This is a genomic window from Photorhabdus stackebrandtii (assembly GCF_011189495.1).
Classification (GTDB): Bacteria; Pseudomonadota; Gammaproteobacteria; order Enterobacterales; family Enterobacteriaceae; genus Photorhabdus; species Photorhabdus khanii.
Genome location: NZ_PUJV01000075.1, coordinates 1 through 4,273 on the forward strand (window position 1 = coordinate 1; position 4,273 = coordinate 4,273).

Annotated in this window: 1 protein-coding gene; it reads left to right on the forward strand. The window is 53.8% G+C overall.

Going from position 1 to position 4,273, the window contains the following annotated elements:
• On the forward strand, window positions 1-4,273 hold a 4,273-nt coding region (locus tag C5470_RS21395; protein WP_166291777.1), incomplete at both ends, for a non-ribosomal peptide synthetase.

Genomic DNA, 4,273 nt, shown 5'->3' on the forward strand with positions numbered 1-4,273 from the left:
GTCCGGCAAACCGCGTTAGCGGCCCAGGCCCATCAGGATCTGCCGTTTGAGCAGGTGGTGGAAATTGTCCAACCGCCGCGCCGGCTGGCGCATACGCCGCTGTTCCAGGTAATGTTTGCCTGGCAGAGCAATGAACACACGGACTGGGCATTGCCGGGCCTGATGGTGTCAACGATTGACCAAACTTTAGATACTGTCAAATTTGATCTCGAACTGGATATGTTTGAGGATAATGGCGCGATTTCAGGTAATTTACGTTATGCCACCGCCCTGTTTGATCCAGCGACAATGGAGCGGCAGGTGGGATATTTGCACGCGGTGCTGCAAGCGATGGTGGTTAACCCTCAACAGCCGATCGGAGAAATTGATATCCTGGCCCCGGCAGAGCGCAAGCTATTGCTAGAAACCTGGAATGCGACGGAAATCCCGTATCCTGAGGCGTTATGCATTCATCAGTTGTTTGAACAACAGGTGGAGAAAACCCCACAGACCACGGCACTGGTGTATCAAGAGCAAGCCCTAAGTTATGCCGAATTAAATGCTTGTGCTAACCGCCTTGCTCATCAACTGATTGCGTTCGGTGTAACACCGGATCAGCCGGTGGCGATTTGCGTGGCGCGTTCACCGGCAATGGTGGTGGCGTTGCTGGCGGTGCTGAAAGCTGGCGGGGCTTATGTGCCGCTGGACTCAACTTACCCAGAGGAGCGTCTGGCGTATATCCTGAATGATACCGCTCCGTCCGTAGTATTAGCGGATGCGGCCGGACAGGTAGCATTGGGTGACGAGGCACTGGCCGGGCTGACAGTACTTGACCCGAATATTTTGCCTGACCAGCCGGACAGCAACCTATCGGTCTCTGCGTTGACGCCGCAGCATCTGGCCTATGTCATCTATACCTCCGGTTCAACTGGGCAGCCGAAGGGAGTGATGGTGGAACATCAGGCGGTGTATCAGCGTTACTTAGGTTTTAATGAGATCTATGCTGTGACTGCGCAAGATCGGGTGTTGCAATTTTCCTCTTTTGCTTTTGATGCTGCGGTGGAAGAATTTTTCTCGTCTTTATGTAACGGTGCTACGCTGGTCATTCGTGATGATAGCTGGTTGGCCTCTGTACAGGAGTTCATCACTTTAATCCGGCAAAACCATATCACGGTGATGTCGCTGCCGACTTTATTCTGGTCTGAATTAGCGGCCAGAAACAACTCATTATCGTTACCGGATTGTCTCAGATTAATCATCATTGGTGGTGAGACGGTACAGAAGAGCGCGATTCAGGCGTGGTTTACCCAAGAAACTCATCGACCAAGGCTGTTAAATACCTATGGCCCGACGGAAAATACCGTCATTGCGACCTGCAAGGAGATATTATCACCAGCAGATGATCGTTCTATTGGTCGACCGGTCAGTCATACTTGCATTTACCTCTTGGATAGTTACGGTAAACCTGTACCACTGGGCAGTATTGGCGAAATGTATATTGGCGGCGTGGGTGTGGCACGAGGTTATCTGAACCGGCTGACATTGAGTGAGGAACGTTTTCTGCCAGATCTCTTCAGCCCGGTATCCGATGCGCGGATGTATCGCACTGGAGATTTAGCTCGTTATCTGTCGAACGGTGAGTTGGCATTCCTGGGCCGTAACGACCAACAGGTGAAAATTCGTGGCTTCCGGGTTGAGTTAGGGGAAATTGAAACCCGGCTGGTGGAATACCCGGCGGTGCAAGAGTCGGCGGTGCTGGCGCTGGATGATGAACAGGGCAAACGGCTGGTGGCCTATGTGGCGGCGGAAGCGAATGAGGGATTAGCTGCCGGTTTACGCGAACACCTGTGCGCAGTTTTACCTGACTATATGATCCCGGCGGCCTTTGTGCGGCTGGATAGCTTCCCGCAGACCCCGAATGGCAAGCTGGATCGCCGGGCGTTGCCGGTGCCGGGGGAAGCGGCGTTTGCCCGTCAGGTCTATGAAGCCCCGCAAGGGAAGATAGAAACGATGCTGGCGGCTGTCTGGTGTGAGTTACTGGGTGTTGCGCAGATTAGTCGGCATGACAGCTTCTTTGCGCTTGGTGGTCATTCGTTGCTTGCTGTACGCATGATTGAACGATTACGGCGTATCGGTCTGAGTGTATCGGTAAAAACGTTATTCCAGCATCCAACACTCTGTACCTTGGCACAATCTCTGGTTCAGCATAATGAAATTCAAGTGCCTGACAATGGTATTACACCGGATACAATGGTGCTGACGCCGGCGATGTTGCCGCTGATTGATTTGACCCAGGCTGACATTGACCACATTGTCGGGCAGGTGCCGGGGGGAATCGCCAATATTCAGGATATCTATGCCCTGTCACCGTTGCAGGATGGCATTTTGTTCCACCATCTGTTGGCAAATGAAGGTGATCCCTATCTGTTAACGGGGCAGATGGCTTTTGCTAATCGGGCACTGTTGGATCGTTATCTGGCGGCGATTCAACGGACCATTGATCGGCATGATATTCTGCGTACCGCTTTTCTCTGGCAGGGATTATCAATGCCGGCACAAGTGGTCTGGCGTCAGGCTCCATTGTCAGTGACGGAATTGGTACTAAACCCGGCTGACGGTTCGGTCAGTGACCAGTTAACCCGGCGTTTTGATCCCGCTCACTATCGTCTTGACCTGAGTCAAGCCCCATTACTGCGTTTTATCATCGCTCAGGAAACCGATGGTCGCTGGTTGTTGCTGGAGTTGCATCATCATTTGATTGGCGACCATGAAACGATGGAGGTGATGCATCGTGAAGTGCAGGCGTATCTGACAGGTCAGGAGGATAGTCTGCCGGCGCCGACACCTTTCCGCAATCTGGTGGCGCAGGTCCGGTTGGGGGTAAGTCAGGAAGAACACACCCGTTTCTTTACTGACATGTTAGCAGAGGTAGATGAACCAACCCTGCCGTTTGGTTTGACGGAGGTGCATCGTGATGGTTCGCAGGTGACGGAAGTTCACCGGATGTTGCCAGCCGGGTTAAATGACCGTTTGCGTCATCAAGCGAGACATCTGGGCGTCAGTCTGGCGGCGTTGTGTCATCTGGCCTGGGCGCAGGTGTTGGCGCGTACCAGTGGTCAGCAGAATGTTGTGTTTGGCACAGTGTTGTTTGGGCGTATGCAGGCAGGGGAAGGGACAGACAGTAGTATGGGACTGTTTATTAATACCTTGCCGTTGCGGCTGGATATCAATGAGACCCCGGTACGGAGCAGCGTGCAGGCCGCCCATACCCGGCTGGCCGGATTACTGGCGCATGAGCATGCGTCACTGGCGCTGGCTCAGCGGTGCAGCAGCATTGACAATGCGGGGCCTCTTTTCAGTGCCCTGCTGAACTACCGGCACAATGATGTATCAGCCCTGTCCGATGAGGGACTAAGCGGCATTGAATTTATGGGCGGACAGGAGCGGACGAACTACCCGTTTGCGCTGTCGGTGGAGGATTTTGGGACGGCGCTGGGGCTGACCGCTCAGGTTGTCGAGCCGTTTGGGCCGGAGCGGGTCTGTGACTATATGCAGCAGGCACTGGAAAGTCTGGCGGAGGCGCTGGCGCACACCCCGGACAGGCCGGTGCGTGCCCTGGATATCCTGCCGGCCGCGGAACGGACCTTGTTACTCACCACCTGGAATGCCACGGAAACGTCGTATCCTGAAGACTTATGTATCCATCAGTTATTTGAACGGCAGGCAGCGACAACCCCGGACGCCATTGCCCTGGTGTATGAAAACCAGTCGCTCAGTTATGCGGAACTCAACGCCCGGGCGAACCGGCTGGCACATCAATTAATTACGCTGGGGGTCGTGCCCGACCAGTTAGTGGCGATTTGTGTCTCACGCTCACCGGCCATGGTGGTCGGGATATTAGCCATCCTGAAAGCCGGTGGGGCGTATGTCCCGCTGGATCCGGCTTACCCCGGTGAGCACCTGATCCATATTCTTACTGATGCTAATCCAAATATTGTGTTAGCGGATGAGGCAGGACGAGTCGTCTTAGGCGAACCTGTACTGGTTGAACGAGTAGTGATTAACTTGAATAGCCTGCCTGAGCAGCCGAAGAGTAACCCACAGATAACTACATTGACATCACGGCATCTGGCTTATGTCATTTACACCTCTGGCTCAACTGGTCAGCCGAAAGGGGTGATGGTCGAACATCGTGGTGTGGTTAATCTGGTATTGACACAAATTGCCCGGCTTAACATGCGTGTAACCAGCCGGATGTTACAGTTTGCTTCATTCAGCTTTGATGCCAGTGTTT